A 24,129-nucleotide genomic window follows, 5' to 3' on the forward strand; every position below is an offset into this window, starting at 1 on the left:
GCTCCATAATTGTGTTTATTTTATACTATACTATCTTGGCAGAATCACGTCTTCGGTGATTTCGTCGCATATCTACTCGGGGACTGAGCAGTTCCCACGGACTGCGCCGCAAACGACGAGCGAGACACTAGTAGGGGTGCATCGAAACAGCGCCTCATCTGACGAGACGGTGCCACGGCTAGTGGCAAAAGCGTGGTTACGAGGTTGCTCGCAGGGCGGTCATCGCTCGGCGAGGAGTTCTGTCGGGTCGAATCTGGTGGCCGCGATGTGTCGTGGACCCCCGTCGACGGCGACGTCGTCGTCCTGTTTGTTGAAATAGTACGTGGCAAGGATGGTCCCGTCGTCGAGCACGGCCGCCCGCGGGTAGCCGAGGTCGTAGTTCGCGCCGTCGTCACGGAGAACCCATTCGCGGCTCCACGTGGAACCGTCGTCGTGACTCACGCGGGCGCGGATGCCGTACGGCGGGTGGCGGTAGCCGTAGATGCACACGAGCGAGCCATCGTACTCCAAGAGTTTGCTCGGTGCGCCGAGGTCGTTCACGCGCGAGACGAACGACCAGTTGCGCCCGTCGTCGGTCGAGCGGTAGATTTCGGTCCACTCGCAGTCGACTGATATCTTACACCGAACGGCCGCGACGAGCGTCCCGTCCTCAAGCAGGACTGGCGAGGGACACAGCATGCGGTACTTCTCGCTCCCGCCGATCTGCGACAGGAACGACCAGTTCTGCCCCCCATCGAACGACGCGTACACGATCGGCACGTCGTGGGGGTCGCTGCCCGTTTTCCCTGTGAGCATCAACAGGAGCGTGCCGTCTTCGCGGGTGATGTACGACGGACGGCCCTGTATTCGCTCGAAGTCGAACATTGGGAGACGCTTCGCGTCGCTCCACGAGTTACCACCGTCGTCGGACAGTTTCACCCAGGGAACCGCGTCCGAGGCCGCTGAATGCGGAGACGACCAACAGGCCATGAGGGTGTCCCGGTTCGAGAAGTCGTGAGGCTCGACGTCCGGAATCTCGTTGTAGAGCACCTGTTCGGAGGTCTCGACGTTATCCGAGATGACGCCGTCGTCTGTCCACGTGTCGCCGCCGTCGGTAGTTCGCATCGCACGGATAGAGCCGTAGGTCTCGATCCGCGCGTGGCTCAACTGGTTCTGCTTGTTCTCGGTCGGAGAGACGACGCTCCCGTAGCGAACGACCTTGGCGTCGTGGAGGTTCTCGGGCACCGAGTAATCGCAGTCGTGGTTGATGAACGCGACGACCACGCCATCGTCGGTCTTCCACATCCCGCCGTTGAAGGGCCACGCCGAGAACTCGCCGTCACCGTGGTAGACGACGGTGTGTTCGGCACTCTCGACTCTCTTGGGTGAAGATAGCATGCGTCTGTTTCACAGAGTTGGGGCGGGGATATTAAAGATACCGCAGACGGTAGTGAAAACGGGTCACGCGCCGACGACTTCGACGAACGAGGCGTCGCAGTCCGCACACCGCATCGTCGTGACGGTTCGCGTCCGACAGCACGTCTCTTCGGTTCGATGCTGAAAATAGGGTTCGCCGCCGCAGGTCGGGCAGCGGTCGAGGAACAGTCGAAGCTCGCCGAGGGCGATGCCGCGCGTTCTCGAAGACAGCCCGTGCCAGCCCAAGAGTTCGTCCGCCAACGCAACCGCACCGGCCGCGTCGGCGAGGAACGCTTCGCGCGACGGCCACCGACCGACGTGCGCCCCGTCGACGGAGACGGCGAAGCCGCCGGCCGAGTCGTCGACAACCACGTCAGACGGCTCGGCATCGACGAAGACGGACATCGAGAGCGCGGTATCTACGTCGGCACCGATGGCATCGATTGCGTCCGTCCACGCACGACGAACGGCGTCCGTCAGACAGAAATCGGCCCCGCCGTCGCACGGTACAAGTACGCCGTTTTCGACGAGGACGTTGTCGCGGTCGCCGTCAGTCACGTCGACGGATTCCGGGTGCGAATCGACGACCGTCTGTTCCGGCCCGTGTTCGAAATACGCCATCGCCCGCGAGGGGAGGTATTGCTGTGTCAGCGTCGGTGTACCCGGTATCAGATACCCCCGGAGACCGATGGCCGCGGCCGACGCCGCGAGGGCGATAGCACCCAAGAGCGGCGATCCCACCCACGCGACGACTCCCGCGAGGGCAACGGCGAAGACGGCGTTCACGCTAGTACAGGGGAGACACCGATTGTCCCCCGTGTACGCTGGATTCCTGATTCGGTCGAGCACGGTCGAATCGCGGTGACGCAGCCAGTTCATCGGTCACCTCGTCACACGTCCGGGCCGCGAGTCACGACATCGTCGGACCCGGAATCGAAGAGATGCGTCGCCCGAGTCTCGATAGCGAGGCGAATCACCTCTCCTTTTCCGTAGGAGTTGTCGGCCGGGAGCGTCACCCTGATTTCGCCCTGCGGGCCCTCGATGGTCGCCAGCATCTGCTTTCCGATCCGTTCGATGAGGGTGATTTCGCCTTCGAGATCACCGTCATTCCGGTCGAGTCTGACGTCTTCGGGTCGGACGCCAACCGTGATCTCGTCACCGACTCCGACCGGCGTGGAATCGACCACCTGAAGTTCGACGTCTCGACCGTCGACCGACACGACGACCGTCTCGCCGCTCGCGCGGTTTACGGTGCCGTCGAAGAAGTTCATCGACGGGTTGCCGATGAAGTTCGCCACAAACCGGTTCGCCGGCCGCTGGTAGAGTTCGTTCGGCGTTCCGATCTGCTCGATGCCGCCGTCGTTGAACACCGCGATACGGTCGCTCATCGTCATCGCCTCCTCCTGGTCGTGCGTCACGTATATCGTCGGTTTCTTCACGCGGTCGTGGACGCGCTGGATCTCCTTGCGAATCTCGACTTTGAGCTTCGCGTCGAGGTCGCTCAGCGGCTCGTCCATCAGGAATGCTTCGGGTTCGTGGACGATGGTTCGCGCTAAGGCCGCTCGCTGTTGCTGGCCACCGCTGAGTTCGCCGGGGTACTTCTCCAGCAACTCGCGAATCTGCATGATGTCCGCGGCTTCCTCGGCGTTCTCGTATCGTTTTTGCTTCGGGACGTTCCGGACTTTCAGCGGGTAGGAGATGTTTTCTTTTACTTTCATGTGCGGGTAGAGAGCGATGTTCTGGAACATCATCGCTAAGTTCCGCTTGTGAGCCGGCTTCCCCGTCATATCCTCGCCATCGAATCGGATGCTCCCGCTCGTCGGCGTTTCGAGCCCCGCGATACAGCGGAGCGTCGTCGTCTTCCCGCACCCCGATGGGCCGACGAACGTGAAGAAATCGCCTTCGTCGATGCTGAAGTCGATGCCATCGACAGCCGTTATTGTGCCGGACGGCGAACTAAACTCTTTCCGCAGGGAGCTGACCTCAATAGTCATGATTAACAACCATATACATCTTGTGAGACTGTCCCATTATACGTTTCGGTGGGTGCAGATTCTCAGTCGACTGCGAGGGTGAAACGAGGGGACAGCGGTGACTGCGGTCGAGCGTTACATCTGTCCGCCGACTTCGAAGCCTTCGAGCAGGTACTTCTGGAGCGCGAAGACGAAGATAAACGCCGGGATCACCATCATCACGCTCGCGGCCATCACCTCTCCCCAGAGCGTCTGTTTCTGAATCGTGAACATGTGGATACCGACGGTCAGCGGCCAGTTCTCACTGGTCGGCATGATGATTCGGGGAATCGTGTACGCGCCCCACGCCGTCGCGTACGAGAAGATCGCGACCGCGATAACGCCGGGTTTCGCCATCGGCAGTGCGATCTCGTAGAACGCGCGGAACGGTGACGCGCCGGCCATCTGGGCGGATTCCTCGAGCGAGATGGGGACGTTCTGGAAGAACTTCCACATCAGCCAGATGCCGAACGGAAGCGCCGTCGCCGTGACCGCGAGGATGAGACCGAGGTGACTGTTGATGAGGCCGATGCGACTCCAGAAGATGAACATCGGGATCGCGAGGAGGATCTGCGGGAACATGTACCCGAAGAGGATGATTCTCGCGAACGTCTTCTTGTGTGGGATGTCGATGCGCGTGAGCCCGTAGCCTGCCAGCGTCGACATCGACGTCGTGACGCCGACGACGCCGACCGAGAGAATCATGCTGTTCGTGAAGTACGTCGGGAAGTTCGTCCCCTCGAACGTATTGACGAAGTTCTCGACCGAGACGGCTTGCGGCAACAGCGTCTGCGGAACGTTGTAAATCATGTCGGTCGGCCGCAGCGCCGTGCTGACCATCCAGAAGATCGGGAAGACGACGACGAAGAGCAGCAGCACCAACAGGACGTTCAAAAGCAGGTTCCACCCTCTCGACCGACCTTGGTGCGAGAGATGCGTCAGCGGATTCCACGGCTTGTCTACGGTCCGCTGTTTTACGCTCGACCACTTCTGCCCGATGTCGTTGCGGATGCTCATTCTGCACGCACCTCCGCGGACGGTTCGAAGATGCGGAAGTACAACACCGCCGCGACCAACAACACGAGGAACAACACGGTCGAGACGGCCGCCGCGATACCGAGTCGGCTCGTCCCGAAGGCGACGTTGTACGCGTAGATGGGTGCGGTCGTCGTCGCCCCGCGGGGGCCGCCCTGAGTGAGGACCCAGATGTAGTCGAAGGTGTTGAACATCCATACCGCGCGCAGCAGCAACACGATGAAGAACACGCCCTTCAGGTTCGGGAGAGTGATATCCCGGAAGCGTTGGTACGCCGTCGCGCCGGACATCTTCGCGGCTTCGTAGAAGCTCTCCGGGATGGCCTGCAGCCGAGCGAGCACCATTACCGTGACGAAGATAGAGTCCTTCCAACTACTCGTGAGAATCGCCGCGAGCATCGCCGAGGCCTGATTCCCGAAGAACGACACGTATCCCTCGGTGAGCCCGATCTGGACGGCGAGTTGGTTGACGATTCCCCACTGGGAATTCAGCATCCAGAGCGCCATGAAGCCGATGACCGCGTTCGGGATGAGATACGGGAGAATCGCGAACGTCCGCGCGATGTTGACGAACTTGAACGACCGGTTGAGTAGCAACGCGAGGGTGGTGCCGAAGACAACCTGAATGACGACCGAACCGCCCGCGTAGACGACCGACCGGCTGAGCGCATCGTAAAACGAATTGCTCGACAAGAGCGTCTCGAAGTTGGCGACGCCGATCCACTGCCACTCGTTCGAGAAGGCGTTGATGCTGAAGAAACTCGCGCCGATGACGCCGACAATCGGAACGAGATTCACGAACGTGAAGAGCAACATCGGCGGGAGAATCGTCAGCGCGGCCAGTACCTTCTTCTTCGAGAGGAACTCGAACACCTCGTCTCGTAGTTCTCGAGCCCGAGAGCCATGCTTGTTGATTGTACTCATGGAACGTGCCAATTCTTCATGAACCAATGGTAAAAATCTTCGCATCACCGCAGTCACCCGGGCGAGTGAAAAGGACGAAAGCGGGCGGAGCGCGACTCTCGAAGCCGTATCCTCCCCCATAGATTATTGTAGGAGTATGCGAGAATGTACTGATGACCATGGTATTTGGAGAGCCGAGAGTGGGCTTCGGAACGTGGCAGAACACCGACCCGGACGCCTGTGCGGAGAGCGTACGAACGGCGCTGGAGATGGGCTACCGCCACATCGACACGGCGCAACTATACGACAACGAAGCCTACGTGGGCGACGGAATCGAACGGGCGGACGTCGACCGCGAAGAGATAACCCTGGGGACGAAACTCTGGCCGGGCGACCTCGCGTCCGACCGCGTCCCCGAAGCGGTCTCCGAGAGCCTCGACCGCCTCGGCGTGGACTACGTCGACGTCCTCTACGTTCACTGGCCAGCGAAGGACTACGACGCCGCGGACACGTTAGGCGCGTTCGCCGAACTCCGGGACGAGGGCCTGATTCGACACGTGGGCGTGAGTAACTTCACCACCGACCTGCTCGACGAGGCGCGGGCCGCCTGCGACGTCCCAATCGCCGTCAATCAGATCGAACTGCATCCGCTGCTCCCGCAGCCGGACCTCATCGAGTACTGTCACGGTCACGATATCGACGTCGTTGCCTACTCACCGCTCGCCCGGGGCGAGGTCTTCGAGATTCCGGAGATAACCGACATCGCCCGCGAAAACGGCCTCAGCGAGGCGCAGGTCGCCATCGTGTGGCTGCTCTCGAAAGACGGGGTCCACCCCATCCCGAAGGCGTCGAGCGAAGACCACATCCGAGGAAACCTCGAAGCCGCGGACATCGAACTCGCGTCGGAGGAACTTGCTCGTATCGGCGATATCGACCGCGAGCTACGAATTGCCGACCGAGACTGGGTCGACTGGTAACGCCGACCCGAGAGCGGGATTTTACGAACCGTCTGGGAGAGTCACCAACAGTGACACACGAGGTGACGGGTGCCTCGGCTTCCGAACCGACACGCGTCGGGACCGGTGCCTGGGTGGCACAGAAAGGAAGTCGGCAGAGGGACGCTGACTGTATGCTGGGTCGTCGCAGGCAGGAAGCGCACCGGCGTCTGCGTCGCGATTGGATGGCAGACGGATCCGTGACGGGGGACTACTGACCTAATCGTCGGCGGGGACCATTTCTCTGGTTCCCCGTTCGTGCATGTGTGCAACGGCCTGCTCGATCGCCGCGCGTTTCTCGTCGCTGTTCGCCACCTCGTCGAACGGGTGGAAGAGATGGCCCGAGTCGCGCCCGAGGACGTCGATGGCGGCTTTTTCGCCAGCCGGGAAGTTCGACTCGTAGTCCTCCATCGCGGCGCGGATGAGCGGCACGATAGAGAGGTGAAGCTCGCGAGCGCGGTCGTAGTCGCCGCGTTGCGTGGCTTCCCAGATTTGGACGGAGATACGCGGGCAAACACTGCTGATACCCACGATACCGCCGTTGACGCCCAGCGTGTACGTCGGGAACTGCGCGATGCTCATCCCGCCGAGCACGAAGCCGTCGTCGCCGATGGCTCGGAGATAGTGCGTCAAGTTATCGAGCGTACTGCTGACCTTGATGCCGACGATCTCCGGGATGTCCCGGACGAGGTCGCCGACGAGTTCCGCGTCGAGGTCGAGCAACGACATGACGTCGTAAACGACGATTGGGAGCTCGGAGACGTCCGCAATCGCGCGATAGTAGTCGCGAATCGAGTCGTTGTCAGCCATATGCGAGCCGGCGTACCCCGTCGGTGGCATCACCATGAGGAAGTCGGCGCCAGCATCGCGGGCGAGCCCCGCTTTGGTGGTGGCCTCGTGCGTCTGCCGCGCGATAACTCCCGCGACTACGGGAACCGCGCCGTCGACTTCGTCGACCGCGACTTCGTAGAGGTGCTGGAGCTGGTCGTTGCTCATTCGCATCCCTTCGCCGGTGCTTCCGCCGACGACGACGCCGGAAACGCCGGCGTCGATATGGTAGCGAATCTCGTCTCTGAACGCGTCGTCTTTCAGTTGGCCATCAGCGTCGAGCGGGGTGATAAGCGGGGGGTTTACGCCGTGAAGTTCGTTGGTCATCTGTTGTTGAGATCGTGTTTGAGTCGGTGTGTCGTTTGGAATGTAACGGAGTCCACTGTCGTGGTTACGGGGCCTTCGGCACATCGTGACGACGGACCCCGGTGTCTGTAATGAGATTCACGCGTCGTTACGGCCCTTTCGCCTGATTCAGCGACTCGCGAGCGCTCTCGGCGACTTGGTCGACCGCCTCGCCGGGGTCCATGTCCTCGCTGATCACGAGCGAGATGGCGGTCGACCCCGGTCGCGTCGTGAAGATCGAATCGACGTAGGGGTTCGGTGGGCTGGTCTCGTGCGCCGGCGGAATCGCGTCGGTCACGGACTTCCACGCCGCGATATCCTCGTCGGTGTAGGAGTCCGGGAGCTTCTCCCGCATGTCGATCTCCTCTTTTTGTTTCGGGTACAGCGGCGCGTTCTGGATGTTGATGTAGCGCTCGTAGTACTCCGGTTGGAAGATGAACCGGTCGAGGAACGTCTTAGCCATGTCTGTGTTCGATCCCTCGAACGAACAGATCGACTTGATGACGCCGAAGAACTCCCCGGGGCCGTCGGGGCCCGGAATCGGCTCGGCGCGGATGTGTTGGTGGAAGTCGCGGTCGCGTTCGATCGACTGAATCTTCGGCCGCGCACCGCCGTACGTCGTGTGCGCCGCCGATTCGGTGTGAAGCGCGTTGATTCGCTCCTCGCAGCCGATGTCCGAGCCGGGACCCGTGTAGGGCTGGAGCTGTTTGCGGAATTCGAGCATCTCGATCCAGCGCTCGCGGTTCTCTCCCTGGTCGATAGAGACCACGACCTCGCCGTCGTCGTTCCGAGTCGCCATGTTTGCGCCGTTACTCCGAAGGAAGCATTGAGCGACGAGTTCGCTACAGTAGTGCGTCGACCACGGGAGCAGCGTCGCGTCGGTCACCTCGTCAGAGTTGCTGGCTTCCTCCATCCAACTGACCATGTTCTCCCAGGAGTCCGGCTTCGACTCGGCGATGTCCTCTCGGTACCACTGCAGGTACGGAATCGCGAAGAAGGGAATCGTATAGTGCTCGCCGTCGCGTTCGAGAAACGACCGCTCGTGGGGCATACCCAGTCGGTCCGTAACCGTCTCGACCAAGTCGGTCATCGGCGCGAGCGTCCCCTGGTTCTGGAGTTGCGTCGATTGCGTCACCGACGTCGGGAACAGCTCCGGCGGATTGCCGGACTGAATGAGCTGAATGATACGCTCTTGAATGCTCTGACCCTCTGCACCGCATTCGAGGGTGACAGACGCGCCAGTCTGGTTTTCGAACTCGGCGAACGCGTCCTCCCAGACGCGCTTGAACACGTCCGAACACTCGTCGGTGACGACGCGCATCTCGCGCCCGCTGTAATCCGGCCAACCGTTTTCCTGTACCGAACCGGTCGTACTGCCGTCTGTCGGCGTCGACCCTGAGCCACCACCGTCGCCGCCGATACACCCCGCAAGCCCGGCGACTGCTGAGCCGCCGACGGCTCTCAAGACGTTCCTGCGTCGGGTGACACTCCTCTCGCTGTCTCGGCATTCGTTCGATGCCATGAAATCTGATTCATGACTGTAATGTAAATACATTTCTAACTATTGTTGACATGTAGCACAGAACGGCCGAACATTCATGGGGACCGGGGGGAACCAGACAGTATGACCGAGTTGAATGCTGTCGTCATCGCAGACGACATCACCGGAGCGAACGACACCGGGAGCCGATTCGCCAGTCGGGGGTATCGGACGAACGTCGTGTTCGACCCGACCGCACCGACGGACTGTGACGTTCTCGTCGTCGACACGGAGACGCGGGAATCGTCGCCGACGGAGGCGTACGACTCGGTTCGAACCGTCGTGACAGCGCACGACGCGCCCGTCCTGTACAAGAAACTCGACTCGACGCTCCGCGGGAACGTCACTGACGAACTGACGGCGCTCCTCGACGCCGCGACGCCGGACCTGCTGTTGCTCGCGCCGGCGTTCCCCGCGAACGGACGGACTACGGAAGGCGGCGTCCAACTGGTCGACGGTAAACCGGTCCTCCAGACGCTCACCGACTCGGAGAATCTCCCCTCGGCGTCGTCCGTCGTGGAGTTGCTCTCGTCGATTCCATATCCCGTCGAAACGGTACACACGGGCATCGTAAACGCGGGACAACAGGCCGTCCGGTCGCGACTCACCGAGATACACAGACACCACAACGAGCCGACCGTCGTCGTCGCCGACGCGACATCTCAGACACACCTTCGGTCGCTCGCCGACGCGGCCGACCGACTCGCCGCCGGGGTGGCCTACGCGGGGAGCGGCGGACTCGCGGGGGCGTTATCGCTCTCACCCTCAGCCGGGGTCGAGGGGGCGGTACTCGGCGTCGCCGGGAGCGTCAGCGAGACGTCGTTCGAGCAACTCACCGCAGTCCCGGACGACGCGCTCGTAGTGCTGGACCCCGAGGCGATGCTCGAACGCCCCGAAGAAGCCGCGGCCTCTGCGCTCGGCCCGCTTCTCGACGCACAGCGCGTCCACGGCTTCGCTGTCGTCGCGTCGGCCGCGTCTCCCGGCGCCGTCGACGGGGTGAATCGGACCGCGGACGCGCTCGGACTCGACGAAGCCGCCGTCAAAGACCGAATCACGGCGGCGTTGCGCGCGACCGTCGGAAGAGTCCACGAGTCGCGGCCACTGACCGGCCTGTTCACGACCGGCGGCTCGACGACCATCGCGGTGCTCGACGAACTCGACGTGACGTCGCTCGAACTGACGGGAATCGAACTCGCGGAGGGGATTCCGCTCACCAGAATTCGCGGTGGTTCAGCCGACGAGACGCTGCTTGTGACCAAGGCGGGGTCGTTCGGTGACCCGACGACAATAGTTAATTGCCTCGACTTCATCGGTACGCGGTGATGACGGGAGCAGAGAGACCCCTCGTCGGCGTGACGATGGGAGACCCCGGTGGTATCGGAAGCGAGATAATCGTCAAAGCAGCACCGCAGGTGACCGACGACGCGGACGTCGTCGTCATCGGTGACGCAGACGCGGTCCGGCACGCGGTAGCGCAGTGCGGGAGCGACCTGACCGTCGAGGCGGTCGACACCGTCGCTGACGTTCGGTCCGACCCGTCGACGCTGTCCGTACTCGACCTCGACAACGTCGCGTCGCTCGCCCACGGCGAAATCGACGAAGCGTACGGACGAGCTTCGCTGGGGTACATCGAACGCGCCATCGAACTCGCCATCGCAGGCGACATCGACGCCATCGCGACGGCTCCGATTCACAAGCAGGCGACGGCACGGGCCGGAAGCGAATTCGCGGGCCACACCGGGATGCTCGCGGCGTACACGGAGACGGACAACTACTCGATGATGCTCATCGAGGGGGGACTGCGCGTCACGCACGTGAGCACGCACGTCCCGCTCCGCGAGGCCTGCGACCTCGTGACGACGGAGAACGTCCTCGACACCATTACGGTCACCGATCAGGGGTTGCACGACTTGGGAATCGACGATCCGACGATCGCCGTCGCCGGCTTGAATCCCCACGCCGGAGAGGGCGGACTCCTCGGAACAGAAGACGACGACGCCATCGAACCGGCGGTCGAACAGGCCCGTGCGGCGGGCATCGACGCTGAGGGGCCCATTCCGCCGGACACCGTCTACGTCAAGGCGGCCGCCGGCGACTACGACTGCGTCGTCTCAATGTACCACGACCAGGGACATATCCCCATCAAGATGCTCGGCTTCGACAGTACCGACACTGTCAGCGGCGTCAACATGACGGTCGGACTGCCGATTATCAGGACGAGCGTCGACCACGGCACGGCGTTCGACATCGCGGGTCAGGGAATCGCATCCGAGTCGAGCATGGTCGACGCGATTCGAACCGCCGCCCACGTCGCCGTCGAGCGAGCGTGACGAACACGGAGAACCCGTCAGACCGTTTCGACGACGTTTCCAACTGACGTGGAAACACGTATCATCGGTTACGCGTGTTCTATCTTGAGTTCGATGATGTTGGTTCCGTTGAGAATCTTATGTGAGAGTTCCTCTTCGACGCGGTCGTCTCGGAGTTTGTTCGACGGGACGGTCACGCTGATCGCGCCGACGGGATTGCCTTCGATGTCCTGAATCGGCGCGCCGACACAGCTGATACCGACGTCGCCTTCGTCTCGCTCGATAGCGTACCCGCGTTCTCGCGTGGCGTCGAGTTCCTCGAAGAGCGCCTCGCGCGTACGGACGGTGTTTTCCGTGACCGCTCGAAGCCCCCACTTGTCGACGATGTCGTTCACCTCGTCGTCGGAGAAACACGAGAGGATGGCCCGCCCGAAGGCCGGTCGATGGAGGTACGAGTGCTTCCCCACGGGCGCGAGGTCGACGGCGGCGTTGTCGCCGCGCGCCATGAATATCACGACGCCGCGACCGTTCTCCTCGATTGCGAGATTGACCAGTTCACCGGTCTCTTTCGCCAGGTCATGGACGACCTTTCGCCCGTGTCGGTAGACCGGAAGCCGCTCTCGGATCTTGCCCCCGTAGTGGAGGAACTGAAGCGAGAGTCGGTACTTACTCCCCTCCTTGACGACGTAATCGTTCTCTCGGAGCGTCTGTAGGTGGACGTAGACGGTGCTCGTCGGCAGTCCGGTTCGCTCCGACAGTTCCGTCACCCCGAGTGAGTCCTCCTCCACTAGCGCGTCGACGAGTTCGAGAGTCCGCTCAACCGCCTCGAGCGTTCGTGGTTTGTTGGTTGCCATACGATAACACATGATTTCCACCCTGATTAAATATTTGGGTTTGGAGCGTGGGTTAGCACAGTCACGACTACTGAATCGAACGCTAGTCGAGAAAGCAACCCTGGGCCAAGTTATCGGCTGTCTCACCGACCATCATTCGGCGGAGGGCTCTACGTCTCCGTCTCGAAACGGGACCGTTGCATGCGGGGAACCGCTTTCGGAACGTCCGCCTCTGTGTGCGACAACCGGATCGTTCCGGAGTCATCTGCGTTGTAATGCCACGAGTACGAATGACTTGGGTTGAGGTTTGCGTTTCCACTCCGAGTGAAAGCACTAAACAGGGCTGGTCGCACTGCGTGGGGACTTGATCCGTGATCGCTACGCGAACGCACGGTTTCGAGTGTCGTTGGAGTGGCTCGGCGGCGAGCGGGCGACCAGCGGAACCGTAACGCCGGTTGGAATGGTCGCCGCTGATCGGGGCCGCCGTGCACCCCCTTCCATGTGGGTTGGAAACTGTTTCAGACCGGGCGGTCACGTGCTTCGCTCGGATACGCAATAGACACTATAGATTACAGATATACGCTTGTAACACCACCGAGAGTGAGGTCACGAAACGTAGAGCGCGCTCGATCGCATCGGCACGCGTTCGACGCGGTCGTCTACGGTTCCCGTGTCTGTGGCATCGACGCGGCCAGTTGTCTCCAGTCGGCGGGCCACGCCGCCGCGGTCGGGGTCACTCCCGTTGATAGAACTCCGCCATGTCCCGCAAGCGGTCGAAGTATGTCTCTTTCTGCGTATCGAAGTCCGCGCCGACCGACGGGTCCGGTTCGATAACGCCGCGCTCCCGGGAGAGGTTTTCCGCTGCCGTCTCGATGTCGCTGTAAATCGACGTGAGGAGCGCGGGAGCCGTGCGGAAAGCGGGCGGAGAGACGGAAGTAGACGCCAAAAGCAGCATCGCCGTCCTCTCGCTCGGCGTCGGTCCGGACGAGGAGATCGTCATCACCGCCGACGGCAGCGACGGCGAGCAGGCCGTCGAGCGACTCATCGAACTCGTCCGGAACGACTTCGACCTCAATACGTAGGCGACCGCTCGGACTCGTGGTTGACCCGGCGCTCGACGACGTGGTGGGCGCGACGAGTGGCGACAATGCCGCCCGCAACCACGTCGACGAGTTCGACCGCGGAGGATAGACCTCGGGGAGTCGGTCTCGTTCCCGGTCAGCCCTATGAAATATAACCGACAATATCTGATACTACTCAAATTGGTTATACTGCTTTCGAGAAACTACTATACACACGAGATAGCCCGAATAAACGCGCTAAAAGGGGTTCAAACGATGATTCAGCACCTAACTATTATTTTATCTACATTTAGATGCTTGCGAGCGAGAAGAGACGTTAAGACGGCCTCAAACACACGTTTCCACGTGATTTTGAACAGTTGCCTCCACTCGATCGAAATCGCTACCACCAGATACTCGATATATACTTCAGTTAGTGGAGTCTGTCGTTACGGCGAGGTGCCACGGGACGCGTCACGACCGAGAGGCGAGCGCCGTCGCCGGCCGTGGCGGCCGTGTCACGGAGGTTCTCCGTCGGTCCGCGCGACGACTACTCGGTCGTCCTTTCGTTCATCGTGGCCGTCTCACCGGTCGACGTACGGCGCTCGGGCGTACACCCGGTCGGCCCGGTCGTCGTCGAAGAACAACTGCGAGGTGAACTCGTAGGCTTCCGTCGCGTCGTTCGACGAGCGGACCTTGAAATGGATGTGGACGGCGCGGCCTGTGTACCAACCGGGGTAGATAGTCGTAAACGAGGCCGCACCGGTGTCGTCGGTGAGTTGAATCCCGCGTGTCCGACGGTGTTCTGCATCTCCACGTCGGAGTAGACGCCGCTGGCGTTGCCGTGCCACACGTCGACGATAGCGTTATCGAGAGAGATTCAGCGGGGTATCGGGGCGCTCGCCGGTCAACGTGGTCGGAAAAAACGCGTGCCAATGACAGGCCAGTGGGTGGTTGGCTCTGCCGCTTAGTGGAACAGCCGCCAAACCAGTCCGAGGAGGATGAACGGCGCGAACGGTATCATGAGCACCGCAATCCCAGCGACGATGAGCGTCCCCATGAGGCCCATCTGGATGTTCGAGTAATCGGTTCGAACGGGATTAACTGCGCGAGCCATACGTAGTCATCTGCATCCCGCATACATAACTAAACTGAATAGTCAATGTATAAGTAGCCGCGGCAACGGGGGCGGGAGACACGGGTCAGAACACGACGACATGGCGGACTTACACCCGCTTCGGCTCCGGCGCTCGAAGCGCCAAGAGCACGCCGACGACGGCGACGCCGCCCGCCGCGAAGAACGCCGGTGCGTAGCCCGCGTAGTCGATAATCGCGCCGGCGGCGATGGGCGCGGCGAACGCGCCGAGGAGCCCGACGCTCGTCAGGAGCGAGACGGCCGTCGCCCGCACCGAGGGGGCGACGAGTTCGGCGATGTACGAGAAGATGAGTCCGGTGACGAGCTGGATGGCGAAGCCGACGACGACGACCGCGCCGACGACGAGTCCGAGCCGCGAGACGAACGCGAAGGCGACGACCGCCGGCGTTGCGACGGCGAACGACGAAACGATGACGCGGCGGCGGCGACCGCCGAACGCGCGGTCGGTAATCACGCCGCTTGTCGACCGCGCGACCGCGCCGATGGCGGGGAACAACGCGGTCAGGAGGCCGCTCGCCGCCAGCGAGATTTCGAACTCGCTGGCGAGGAAGCTCGGGAGCCACGTGTTGACGAAGAGGTACAGCGAGTAGGCGAGAAAACAGAGCCCGCAGACGGTCCAGACCGCCCGACTCCCGAACAGTTCGCGGAGGGCCGCCCCGTCGGGGGACGGCGCGTCGACACCGGGAACGCGGCGGCGAGTCGCGGCCGCGAAGAACGCGACGCCGACGACGGCGACCCCGGCGTACAGCGGGAGAATCGCGGGCCACCCGGCGGCGTTCGCGATGAGCGGGCTCCCGAACTGTCCGAGGGCGAACCCGACGGGCGCGCTCGCGGTGAACACGCCGACCGCGGTCGCTCGCTGTCGTGGGGGGACGGCGTTTCCGACGACGTTCGCGCCCGCGTTCCAGAAGGTGACGTAGGCGAGGCCGCCGAGCACCCGCGAGACGAGGAGCCAGCCGTACGCGCCGGCGGTGGCCGCGTACCAGCCCCAGCCGCCGGCGACGACGAGCGCGAGGGTCGCCAGTCCGACCACGCGGCGCACGGAAAATCGGTCGAGGACAACGCCGATGGGGACGCTCGTGACGACCGCCGTCGCGTACATGATGCTCACGAGCCAGCCCACCGCGCTCGAACTCAGCCCGAGCGAGTCCTGAATGGCCGGAAAGACGCTCGCCGGGGCGATTTCGTAGGCCGCGGCCGCCGTCGAAAGCAGGAAGAAGCCGACGACGATTCCCAGTATCTCGCGTCGCGTGCCCGCCGTGTCCGGTGTCGTGCTCACGGTTCCGCTACTTGCTCGGCGCAGGGATATGAAACCGCGTGATGTCTGTCCGGTACCGCGGTACCCGCGGCGCGTCACCGACTCAGTCGTCGCCCCGAAGCGTCCGCTCGATGGGTGTCTCGCCGCCCGTGAGGCGTATCGTCTCGCCGATGGTCCGGTCGATGTCGAGACAGGCGATACCCGTCTGTGCGACGTCGGCCCGCGGAATCTCGGCCGCGTCGCCGTCGAGCCCGTCGACGACCAGCGAGACGGTCCCAGTTCCGTCCGCGTCGGTGAGCGCTGTAGGGCGGAGAATCGTCGCATCGAGCGACGACTGTTCGAGGTAGTCGTCGGCGCACCGCTTGGCGACCAGATACGGGCGCAACGGCTCCGGCCCCGCGAGCGGGTCGCCCGCGCCGACGGAGCTAATCATCACGAAGCGGTCGATGCCCGCGTCGACACAGGCGTCGACCACCCGCCGAGCGCCCCAGAGGTCGACCATGAGCGTCTTGTCCGCGCCCGTCGAGCCGCCGGAGCCGGCGGTGAAGACGACCGCGTCGGCCCCGTCGAGCGTCGCGTCGAAGTCGCCTTCGAGGTCGCCCAGTCGCGGCTCGCCGCCGCGGTCGCGGACCGCCTCGAACTGCGACCCGTCTCGAACGACGCCGATGGGGTCGTGACCGGCGTCCGCGAGTCGCGGGAGAAGTTCGCGTCCGATACCGCCGTTCGCGCCGATGACTGCGACCTGCATGGTTCGGCGGTTCGTAACCGGCCCGACGAAATAGGGGCTTGGTTCGGCGAAGGTGGCGAGGGGGGTCCGCGCGACGGGAGCGCCGGCGACCGACACCGAGTCCCGTCGAACCGGACGGTACTGCTGGAATCGTCACCGTCCTTGGTCCGCGGGTCCGTGTTCGTATATGCGCGATTCGAACCGCGAGTGGATTCTCGCCGAGCGACCCGAGGGAGAGCCGGACACGGACAGCTTCGAACTCCGCGAGGGCGAACGACCGGAGCCGCGACACGGCGAACTCCTCGTGCGCGTTCGATACCTCTCGGTCGACCCGTACATGCGCGGCCGGATGCGAGACGGGGAGTCGTACGCCGAGCCGTGGTCAGTCGGCGACCCGATGCAGGGAGCCGTCGTCGGCGAGGTCGTCGAAAGTAAAAGCGACGCGTACGACGCGGGCGACCTCGTGAGCGGCAACGGGGCGTGGGCCGACTACAGCGTTCTCGACGCCGACGAGGTCGCGCCGGTCGACCCATCGGTCGCGGACCTCCCCGCCTACCTCGGCGTGCTCGGGATGCCCGGCCGGACGGCGTACTTCGGCCTGCTCGACGTGGGCGACCCCTCGCCCGGCGAGACGGTCGTCGTGTCCGGAGCGGCCGGCGCGGTCGGCTCCGTCGTCGGCCAGATTGCGAAGCTCAACGGCTGTCGCGTCATCGGCTTCGCCGGCTCCGACGAGAAGGTGTCGTGGCTCACCGACGACCTCGGCTTCGACGCCGGAATCAACTACAAGGACGTCGATGACTACCGCGGGGCGCTCGACGACGCCGCTCCCGAGGGCGTCGACGTCTACTTCGACAACGTCGGCGGCCCCATCACCGACGCGGTGTTCACGAAGCTGAACCTCGACGCGCGCGTCGCGGTCTGCGGACAGATCGCTCACTACAACGACGAGGGCGTCCCGACCGGCCCGCGAAAGCTCCCGCAACTCATCGCGCCGCGCGCGAAAGTGCAGGGACTCCTCGTCGGCGACTACGCGACCCGGTTCGAACAGGCCAGCAAACGGCTCGGGTCGTGGGTCGCCTCGGGCGACCTCGAACACCGAGAGACCGTCGTCGACGGGTTGGAGAACGCGCCCGACGCGTTCCTCGGACTGTTCTCCGGCGACAACATCGGCAAGCAGGTCGTCGGCGTGTCGGAATAAAGCACGGGTCGAGGAAATCGTCGCGGGCGAGAATCTGTCGGCGCGGTTCCTCGTCAGTCGTCGGTCGACGAGGGCGAGCCGCGACGGTCGCCGGCGTCGCTGGGGGCTTCGCCCGGCTGGTAGGTGATCTGCCACCCGGTCACGCCCATGAGGAGCAACACGAGCGGCGACAGCAGGCCGAAGAAGTAGTACGGCGCGTACTCGAGGGTACCGACGCCGAGCGTGCCGGCCATGAACAGCGCACCGCTGTTCCACGGGATGAGTGCGCTCGTTGTCGTCCCCGCGGACTCGATGGCCCGCGAGAGGTTCTCGCTTTGGAGTCCCTGTTCTTCGTAGAGGTTCCGGAGCGTGATGCCGGGGACGACGATGCTGATGTACTGCTCGGCGGCGAGGACGTTCATCGACACCGCGGAGATGGCGGTCACGCCGGTGAGGCTCGCGACACCACGGCTCAGCCGGCCGAGGTGGTGTGCGAGCACGGCGAGGATGCCGGCACGTTCGAGCATCCCGCCGAGCGACAGCGCCGCGATGGCGATAGTGACCACCCACGCGCCGCCGATCATCCCCCCGCTGGCCAGCAGGCCGTCGACGAGTTCCATCCCGGTCGACGGCGAGGTTCCCGACTGCGCGATGGACCACACGGCCCCGAAGGCGGTTCCCTGCATCACTATCGACGTGATTGCGCCCGCGAACACGCCCGCACCGAGCGTCGGCAACGCGGGCACGCCGTAGAGCGCGAGGCCGAACGTGACGACGAGCGGAGCGAAGGTGAGCACCGATATCGCGTACGACCCGGTGAGCGCGCCCTGAATCTCGGCGATGCGCCCCACCGGGATGTTTCCGGAGGCTTGGACGCCGAGGACGGCGTACAACACGACGGCGATGCCGAACGCGACGAGCGAACTGTCTCGCATGGCGTTGACGTGGTCGAACAGGTCGGTGTTCGTGACGGCGGCCGCGAGGTTCGTCGTGTCCGACAGCGGCGACTGTTTGTCGCCCATGTACGCCCCCGAGAGGATGGCTCCCGCGGTCATCGGGGCTGGAATCCCCAATCCGGAACCGATGCCGATAAACGAGACGCCGAGCGTGCCGGCGGCCGTCCACGACGACCCGATTGCGAACGTGACGATTGACGCGAGCACCGCCGTGATTGGCAGGAATATCGTCGGCGTCAGCAGGTCGAGGCCGTAGTACATCAGGCTCGGAATCGTCCCCGCGGCGACCCACGTCGCGATGAGCGCGTAGACGACGAACATGATGAGGATGACCTGAATCCCCATGTGGAGGCTGTCGGTGATGCCGTCGTAGAGTTCCGCCCAAGTGATGCCCAGCCAGTACCGACTGAACAGCCCGGTGAAGGAGATGCCCCAAAACAGCGGGAACTGCGGGTCGAGGCCGTAGACGACGATGCCGACGCCGAGGAAGACGAGCATCCCGAAGACGGGGACCAACGCTTCGAACAGCGAGGGTCGCTCGTCAGCGTCGAGTTCCTCGTACAGGCGGGGCTCGAACGCTAACCCCATCGTGACACCTCCACCAGTCGCCGTCTGTCGCCCGCCAGCCTCGTCGGTTTTCCGCGGCCGAGACCTCCCGAGACCGGGCCGGCGCGGTCGGCGCGTGCCGTCGTTCCGCGTTCACCGACCGTCGTTGGAAGCCGATACGTGCGCGCTCGCACCCGGTCCACCGCGGGGGCGTCCCGGCGGCGACCAGATGGTTGACAGTCCATACCACTCGAACAATCATGAATGTCCCATATAAATTTTTATTTGGAGATTTCGCCCACGAATGTTTGAGAAAGTCAAACATGATGGCGGCGGGAACAGACAAACGGCGTTATCAGTCGAATCGTAGTTTGATATAACAGAACTAATGGCACTCCACCGAGTTCGAGTTCGTATGGATGACAGTCGCCCCGCGGACGGCCCGCGTCGAATCAAATCCGTGCAGACGGCGAGCGAGATTCTGGACGCGGTACAGCGACGGCCCGACCCGACGTTCAGCGACATCTGTGACGAACTCGACGCCTCGAAGGGGACCGTCCACACCTACCTCGCGACGCTCGAAGAAGAGGGATTCGTGGCGAAGGTCGACGGCCGCTATCGCCTCGGCTTGCGACTGGTCACGATGGGCGAAACCGTACGCAACGAGACGCCGCTGTACCGCGCGGGACAAGTCGAGGTGGACAAACTCGCCGAGACGACCAGCGAGTACGTCCACCTGACGGTCGTCTCCCGCGGCAAGGAGGTGACCATCTACGAGAGTCGCGGCGATAACGCGGTCGCGACGGACTATCACCTACGGATGCGTGAGGCCCCGCAGTACCTCCATTGCACGGCGACCGGGAAGGCGATGCTCGGCCACTTCGGCGACGACCGCGTCCGCGACATCATCGACGACCAGGGGCTCGTCGAGCAGACCGACAACACCATCTCCGACTCCGACCGCCTGTTCGACGAACTCGAGCGGATTCGCGAGCGGGGCTACGCGGTCAACGACGAAGAGGAGCTTCGCGGCATGCGCTCTATCGGCGCACCGATTCGCGGCGTCGACGGCGACGTCTGCGGGGCGGTCAGCGTCACCGCGCCGACGAGCCGGCTCTCCGGGGACCGCTTTCGCTCGGAAATCCCCGAACTCGTGATGCAGGCCGCGAACATCATCGAGGTGAACCTCGAAACGACCACGTTCGACCCGTCTCGGTGAGCCGGAGTTTGACGATTCCAAACGCCGTGAGACCGCGGCGCGTGGCGAGTCCCCTCACGAGGAGCGCCCTCGGCGCGAACCGCCGCCGATTCGCGACCTGCGACGCGTTCGCACGCGTCGATTCTGTTCGGTATAATCAAACAACTCTGCCATGGAATCAGACAATCAGTTATTGAAGCCCATATTTGAGACAGTTACTAATCTTCCTAGGTAGTTTTATGTTATATTGTCCATCAGAGTGTTCGTATGGATCGAGACTCAGTCGAGCCGACCGTCACGTCGCTCCCGGGACCGAAGGCGTCAGAGTGGGTCGAGTATCACCAGTCGACCGCCGCGACGAGCACGTACGTCTACGAGTTCGTGTGGGACATCACCAAGGACGCCGTCGGGCCGTTCTGTACCGACCCCGACGGCAACGTGTTGCTGGACTTCACGAGCCACGTCGCGGCCGCGCCGCTCGGCTACAACAACCCCGAACTGCAGTCCCGCCTCGACGACCTCGACCTCGTCGACCCGATGAAGATTGCGGGCCAAGACTTCTACGTGAGCACCGGCGGGTCGCCCGAGACGGCGTCGCTGCCCGGACCGGCCCACCTCATGGACCGCCTGACCGACCTCACCGACCACTACGGCCTCGACACGGTGTTCCTGTCGAACTCCGGGGCTGAGGCGGTCGAAAACGCCATCAAAATCTGTTACGACGCCTGCGAGACCCCGAAGTACGGCATCACCTTCGATGGGGCGTTCCACGGCCGCACTCTCGGCGCGCTCTCGCTCAACCGCTCGAAGTCGGTCCACCGCCGCAAGTTCCCCGAGGTGAGCGGCATCCACGACGTGCCGTACTCGAGGGCGGGCCTCGAGACGCTACGCGACAAACTCGACGACACCCACGGTCACCTCCCCGCCGACCAGGTGGCGTTTCTCATCCTCGAACCCGTCCAGGGCGAAGGCGGCTACCGCGTCCCGAGCGAGGCGTTCATGCGCGAGGTGCAGGCCATCTGCGACGAACACGACATCCCCGTCATCGCCGACGAGATTCAGTCCGGCGTGGGCCGGACCGGCGAACTGTGGGCCTCGGACCACTACGACCTCGAACCGGACGTCATCACCAGCGCGAAGGCGCTCCGGGTCGGCGCGACGGTGGCGAACGAAGAGCTGTTCCCCGACACCGAAGCGCGACTGTCATCGACGTGGGGTGCAGGCGACATCCTCGCGTCGATTCAGGGTACGCTGACGCTCGACGTCATCCGGGAACAGGACCTCATGGCCAACGCTACGGAGAAAGGCACGCGATTCCGGGCGGACCTCTCTCAGCTCGCCGAGCGGACCACCTGTCTCACTGACGTGCGTGGCCTCGGGCTGATGACTGCCATCGAATTCGACACCAAGGACCGCCGCGACGAGGTCCTCAAGGCCGCACTGTCCGAAGGGCTTCTCACACTCGGCTGTGGCAAGCGCTCGCTTCGCCTCTTGCCGCCGCTCGACGTGACCGACCGCGAACTCGACCTCGCGCTCGAGTGCCTCGAAGCCGCCCTCGACAGCGTCGCGACTCACCGCGTCAGGTCGACCTGAATCGATTTCGCGGTGCTGATCATCTGCCCGGTGATGTCCTCTTCGAGATACCGGCCGGTGAGACGGTGACCGTCGACGCCGACCTCGACGACCTCGGGTTCTCGAAGTACGACGAGACCGCGGGCTGGACCGCTCTGGAAGGGCCGTTCACCATCGAAGTCGGCCGGTCGGCACGAGATGTCGAGTTCGAAATGACCCTGTAGGCGACCGGGCAGAGCGGTCTCCGCCGTCTACGTTCGAGACAGGCGCTGACGACACAGTTCGAGGGACGGCCGAGACCGAGTGGCGAGTCCGGCCCGATTATTGTCGCGGCCGCGGCCGGTCTCTCGCAACACGACCGTGAGTGTCAGTTGGAGAAGCGGCAGTCGCAGAGAGGTGTCAAACATCTGTAGTCGAGTCCGGTCGGTCCAGTCGGATTCGGACTTGGGTGCCGGAGTCGGACGCTTCCACACTCAGTGTCCCGTTCGAGCGAGAGACGATCCAGTACACCAGCCACAGGCCGATTCCGGAGCCGTGTTCGAGGTCCGTCTCTTCGCCGGCCTCCAAGACGGCGAATTCGGACGGTGGAAGACCCGGTCCGTTGTCCTCGACGATAATCGTCGCTTCTGACGGGGACACATCGGTTGTGACGCGCACAGCAATCGGTTCGTCGCCGGAATGATGAGAGATCGCGTTCTCGATTAACTCGGCGAGTGCGAGGTCGAATCGAGGATGTGCGTCAACGACGACGTCATCGACTTCAAACGAGACATATTCCAGTAATTCAGCCGGGACGTTTTGTTTCACCTTGAGCAGATACTCGTTGAGCGACCGGCGGTCCGTCTCAGAATACGACAGCACGGTCTCGATTTTCCTCGCTTTTGCCGCTTGTTCGACGACTTTCACCGCACGGGTATGTATGCGACCCGCTGACTGAGCGGTCTCACCACCCGTCGAGTCTCGGATGATGGCCGCGAAGCCCGCAATCACGTTGAGGTCGTTTCGAATGTTATGACGGAAGATACGCGACAGAACTTCTTTGAGGAGATCTAATTCCTCCTCGCGCTCTTTGAGGGCCGTGATGTCGCTCAACACGACGATTTTCCCGGTCACTCCCCGGCCATAGGAAATCGATGACGTCTCAATCGAGAACGTTCGCGTTCCACCGTTCACTGCTAATTTGATGACGTCGGGGGGTTCCCCGTCCGACAGCTCTGAAGAGTCGCAGATGAACTCCTCGATTTTGGTACCGATGAGACGTTGTCCTGACAGTTGGTGCCCCGCTTGGTTCGCATCAACGATGTAGCCCGCAGAGTTAGTCACGAAGATGGGGTCGGTAATCTCTTCGAACGTTTGTTCCCGAGCCACGGGAACGAACTTCAGTAACCCGTGTTCTCGAATCGAATACGCGAAAAAGAGCCCGGAACACGAGTACAGAACTGACGTGGGATCGAAATAAATCGGGACGAGTCCCACGACTTTCACTATCGTCGAGCCGACGAGCATCGAAAATACGACTAAGAGATAGACGGTCTGTCGACGTTGCGTGCCACTCGTCCGAAGCAGTTCTCCGACGAACATACCGGCCGCCAGAAACACGAGCAGGTAGCCGTAGACCTTCGTCACGAGGAACTTTAGCGGGCCATCGAACACTGGGAAGTGTAAGATACCATCCGCGGTCGCGTAGTATGCACTCGTAAAGACCAGGTCGTACGGGTTAACCCAAGAGATGACAAACAGAACTACTATCGGGCTGAACAAGGCGTACACGACGGTCCGGGAGACTGTTTGTTTGAAAACGAACTCGTAGGCGAGTAAGAAAAGCGTCACTGCGGCGGTCGGAATCATCACCCAAAAGAAATTGGCAACCGCTAACGTGAGCCGTGGGTCCGGGATAAGCGTGAACGTTGCGAACAGCAACGACCAGAGACCGCCGGTGGCCATCGAGAGAATAAACCAGATGACGCCCGGTTTATCGCGTTCTTGCCAGAGGAGCTGGCAGTTCACGACCGATGGAATCACCCCAAAGTACATCAGGACGACAGCGATCTCAGGGGTGAGCCATCGGTCGAACACGTATTCTATACCAGTAGTATCGAGGTAATTATTCTTTTGGGGGCATCTGTAATATAATCCACAATTCCGTGCTAAAGAGCCCATCCAGTGACGCCGGTATGGCTACAGGAACGGCGATTCCGTCCCGCTTCGCTACGGAGGAAGCCCGACATCCGCGACTACCCCCCGAGGCACTCTCGCTGTATCTGTGTAGATAGGTGACCAAACA

22 protein-coding genes are annotated in these 24,129 nt (G+C 62.8%); 8 read left to right on the top strand and 14 right to left on the bottom strand.

From position 1 onward, the window contains the following. Positions 1–219 precede the first annotated feature (219 nt). The 5 genes from ACFQI8_RS17285 to ACFQI8_RS17305 all read right to left on the bottom strand — a co-directional run bounded on the left by ACFQI8_RS17285 (position 220) and on the right by ACFQI8_RS17305 (position 5,365). Positions 220–1,377, bottom strand: a complete 1,158-nt coding sequence (locus tag ACFQI8_RS17285) for a sialidase family protein (RefSeq protein WP_390246994.1) — start codon at positions 1,375–1,377, stop codon at positions 220–222. Between the two features lie 63 nt (positions 1,378–1,440). Next, entirely contained in the window at positions 1,441–2,274 is an 834-nt protein-coding gene (locus ACFQI8_RS17290; RefSeq protein WP_390246996.1) for a DUF8054 domain-containing protein, read from the bottom strand. Positions 2,275–2,285: 11 nt separating this feature from the next. After that, a complete protein-coding gene (locus tag ACFQI8_RS17295; protein ID WP_390246998.1) occupies positions 2,286–3,389 on the bottom strand; it encodes an ABC transporter ATP-binding protein in 1,104 nt (367 codons plus the stop codon). A gap of 114 nt (positions 3,390–3,503) precedes the next feature. Then, positions 3,504–4,424: a carbohydrate ABC transporter permease gene (locus ACFQI8_RS17300; protein WP_390247000.1), complete on the bottom strand. Its 921-nt coding sequence runs from the start codon at positions 4,422–4,424 to the stop codon at positions 3,504–3,506. Next, positions 4,421–5,365: a carbohydrate ABC transporter permease gene (locus ACFQI8_RS17305; RefSeq protein ID WP_390247002.1), complete on the bottom strand. Its 945-nt coding sequence runs from the start codon at positions 5,363–5,365 to the stop codon at positions 4,421–4,423. The genes ACFQI8_RS17300 and ACFQI8_RS17305 overlap by 4 nt, the downstream gene beginning before the upstream one ends. A gap of 179 nt (positions 5,366–5,544) precedes the next feature. On the opposite strand from ACFQI8_RS17305, the gene ACFQI8_RS17310 reads away from it, so the two are divergent. Continuing rightward, positions 5,545–6,321, top strand: a complete 777-nt coding sequence (locus ACFQI8_RS17310) for an aldo/keto reductase (RefSeq protein ID WP_390247120.1) — start codon at positions 5,545–5,547, stop codon at positions 6,319–6,321. Positions 6,322–6,558: 237 nt separating this feature from the next. Here ACFQI8_RS17310 and ACFQI8_RS17315 read toward each other — a convergent pair whose 3' ends face one another. Together ACFQI8_RS17315 and ACFQI8_RS17320 are read right to left on the bottom strand one after the other, a co-directional pair. After that, positions 6,559–7,494 (bottom strand): dihydrodipicolinate synthase family protein, encoded by a 936-nt coding sequence (locus ACFQI8_RS17315; protein ID WP_390247004.1) that lies wholly within the window; start codon positions 7,492–7,494, stop codon positions 6,559–6,561. Between the two features lie 127 nt (positions 7,495–7,621). Then, positions 7,622–9,034 carry an ABC transporter substrate-binding protein gene (locus ACFQI8_RS17320; RefSeq protein ID WP_390247006.1) on the bottom strand — a complete coding sequence of 471 codons (1,413 nt, stop codon included), beginning with the start codon at positions 9,032–9,034 and terminating at the stop codon, positions 7,622–7,624. Positions 9,035–9,136: 102 nt separating this feature from the next. On the opposite strand from ACFQI8_RS17320, the gene ACFQI8_RS17325 reads away from it, so the two are divergent. After that, positions 9,137–10,375 (top strand): four-carbon acid sugar kinase family protein, encoded by a 1,239-nt coding sequence (locus ACFQI8_RS17325; protein WP_390247008.1) that lies wholly within the window; start codon positions 9,137–9,139, stop codon positions 10,373–10,375. After that, the gene (pdxA, locus tag ACFQI8_RS17330; protein WP_390247010.1) at positions 10,375–11,382 is read left to right on the top strand and encodes a 4-hydroxythreonine-4-phosphate dehydrogenase PdxA; all 1,008 of its coding nucleotides are present in this window, start codon (positions 10,375–10,377) and stop codon (positions 11,380–11,382) included. Before ACFQI8_RS17325 ends, pdxA begins: the two co-directional genes overlap by 1 nt. A gap of 68 nt (positions 11,383–11,450) precedes the next feature. Here pdxA and ACFQI8_RS17335 read toward each other — a convergent pair whose 3' ends face one another. Continuing rightward, positions 11,451–12,215, bottom strand: coding sequence for an IclR family transcriptional regulator (locus ACFQI8_RS17335; RefSeq protein WP_390247012.1), 765 nt, complete (start codon positions 12,213–12,215; stop codon positions 11,451–11,453). A gap of 869 nt (positions 12,216–13,084) precedes the next feature. Between ACFQI8_RS17335 and ACFQI8_RS17340 the strand changes: the two genes are divergently transcribed. Beyond that, the gene (locus tag ACFQI8_RS17340) at positions 13,085–13,276 is read left to right on the top strand and encodes an HPr family phosphocarrier protein (RefSeq protein ID WP_390247013.1); all 192 of its coding nucleotides are present in this window, start codon (positions 13,085–13,087) and stop codon (positions 13,274–13,276) included. A gap of 563 nt (positions 13,277–13,839) precedes the next feature. On the opposite strand, the gene ACFQI8_RS17345 is transcribed toward ACFQI8_RS17340, so the two are convergent. From ACFQI8_RS17345 to ACFQI8_RS17360, 4 genes are all read right to left on the bottom strand, one after another. Continuing rightward, positions 13,840–14,106, bottom strand: a complete 267-nt coding sequence (locus ACFQI8_RS17345) for a peptidase associated/transthyretin-like domain-containing protein (protein ID WP_390247015.1) — start codon at positions 14,104–14,106, stop codon at positions 13,840–13,842. Positions 14,107–14,222: 116 nt separating this feature from the next. Beyond that, positions 14,223–14,372 (bottom strand): DUF7535 family protein, encoded by a 150-nt coding sequence (locus tag ACFQI8_RS17350; RefSeq protein WP_004041982.1) that lies wholly within the window; start codon positions 14,370–14,372, stop codon positions 14,223–14,225. Between the two features lie 109 nt (positions 14,373–14,481). After that, a complete protein-coding gene (locus ACFQI8_RS17355) occupies positions 14,482–15,690 on the bottom strand; it encodes an MFS transporter (protein WP_390247017.1) in 1,209 nt (402 codons plus the stop codon). A gap of 82 nt (positions 15,691–15,772) precedes the next feature. Further along, positions 15,773–16,417, bottom strand: coding sequence for an SDR family oxidoreductase (locus tag ACFQI8_RS17360; protein WP_390247019.1), 645 nt, complete (start codon positions 16,415–16,417; stop codon positions 15,773–15,775). 166 nt (positions 16,418–16,583) lie between these two features. On the opposite strand from ACFQI8_RS17360, the gene ACFQI8_RS17365 reads away from it, so the two are divergent. After that, a complete protein-coding gene (locus tag ACFQI8_RS17365; protein ID WP_390247022.1) occupies positions 16,584–17,594 on the top strand; it encodes an NADP-dependent oxidoreductase in 1,011 nt (336 codons plus the stop codon). A 53-nt stretch (positions 17,595–17,647) separates the two neighbouring features. Here ACFQI8_RS17365 and arcD read toward each other — a convergent pair whose 3' ends face one another. After that, on the bottom strand, positions 17,648–19,117 hold the full coding sequence (gene arcD / locus ACFQI8_RS17370; protein ID WP_390247024.1) for an arginine/ornithine antiporter ArcD: 1,470 nt from the start codon (positions 19,115–19,117) through the stop codon (positions 17,648–17,650). Between the two features lie 373 nt (positions 19,118–19,490). Here arcD and ACFQI8_RS17375 point away from each other — a divergent pair, with 373 nt between their 5' ends. From ACFQI8_RS17375 to ACFQI8_RS17385, 3 genes are all read left to right on the top strand, one after another. Further along, positions 19,491–20,294, top strand: coding sequence for an IclR family transcriptional regulator (locus tag ACFQI8_RS17375; protein WP_390247026.1), 804 nt, complete (start codon positions 19,491–19,493; stop codon positions 20,292–20,294). Positions 20,295–20,540: 246 nt separating this feature from the next. After that, positions 20,541–21,866, top strand: coding sequence for an aminotransferase class III-fold pyridoxal phosphate-dependent enzyme (locus tag ACFQI8_RS17380; protein WP_390247028.1), 1,326 nt, complete (start codon positions 20,541–20,543; stop codon positions 21,864–21,866). Positions 21,867–21,931: 65 nt separating this feature from the next. Then, positions 21,932–22,069, top strand: a complete 138-nt coding sequence (locus tag ACFQI8_RS17385; protein WP_390247030.1) for a hypothetical protein — start codon at positions 21,932–21,934, stop codon at positions 22,067–22,069. A 175-nt stretch (positions 22,070–22,244) separates the two neighbouring features. Here ACFQI8_RS17385 and ACFQI8_RS17390 read toward each other — a convergent pair whose 3' ends face one another. Continuing rightward, positions 22,245–24,005 (bottom strand): histidine kinase N-terminal 7TM domain-containing protein, encoded by a 1,761-nt coding sequence (locus ACFQI8_RS17390; protein ID WP_390247032.1) that lies wholly within the window; start codon positions 24,003–24,005, stop codon positions 22,245–22,247. Between the last annotated feature and the right edge of the window lie 124 nt (positions 24,006–24,129).

This window comes from Haloferax chudinovii (assembly GCF_042663345.1).
Lineage (GTDB): Archaea > Halobacteriota > Halobacteria > Halobacteriales > Haloferacaceae > Haloferax > Haloferax chudinovii.